The 675-nt window shown below is 47.3% G+C and carries 1 pseudogene; it reads right to left on the reverse strand.

From position 1 onward, the window contains the following. Window positions 1-675, reverse strand: a pseudogene (locus ACFIJK_RS09435) (hemagglutinin repeat-containing protein); the annotation flags it as partial.

The raw sequence follows: 675 nt of genomic DNA on the forward strand, positions 1-675 counted from the left end.
CTTGGTCTGCTCCCTGCCCTGTCAATGCCAGTTGCCCCGCTTCATTTGTCAGCACAATGGTGCCATCATGAATCGCAGATTTGGTGTATCCTTCCGCTGCATCTTTGGCTTTTGCATGATCTAAGACATTTTTAGCAATATTTTTCGCAATGCTATATTTGCCCTGATACATGGGACCACCCGTAGCAAAACTTAAACCTTGGCTGCTAGCTTGTGCATTAGCACTGTTGGCAATATCCGTGGTTGTAATGGTGCCTGTGACCAGACTGTTTTTTTCTGCCGGCGCTGTGCTCTCGATAATCCCCCCCTGTCAAGGTTGTTTTATCCTTTACAGTGATACCAAAACCCCCTTCGCCGGCTTTAACACCAGATTGTTCCACAACACTATGATAATCGCTAGAGGATTGATCCTTGTTAAAGGACATATTGCTTGTGGCTGCATCAGCCTTTCCCCCACCATTATGCCCAACAGAAACTGACTGCTGTTTGCTAGAGCTTTTCTCATGATCACTGTGGCTGGCAACGGTGAAATCACCCCCAATCTCCATCTCTACGCGGTTTCCAGAAACAACAGCACCCGCTAATGTGGTATTTTCTCCACTGCTGCTATGAACAGTATTGGTGCCCACAATGTGGCTGTTCTGCTGATGAACAGCCTGACTAGAGCTTTCCCTT

The sequence above is a fragment of the Bartonella sp. PS17NMGDW genome (assembly GCF_042193555.1).
Taxonomy (GTDB): Bacteria; Pseudomonadota; Alphaproteobacteria; order Rhizobiales; family Rhizobiaceae; genus Bartonella; species Bartonella grahamii.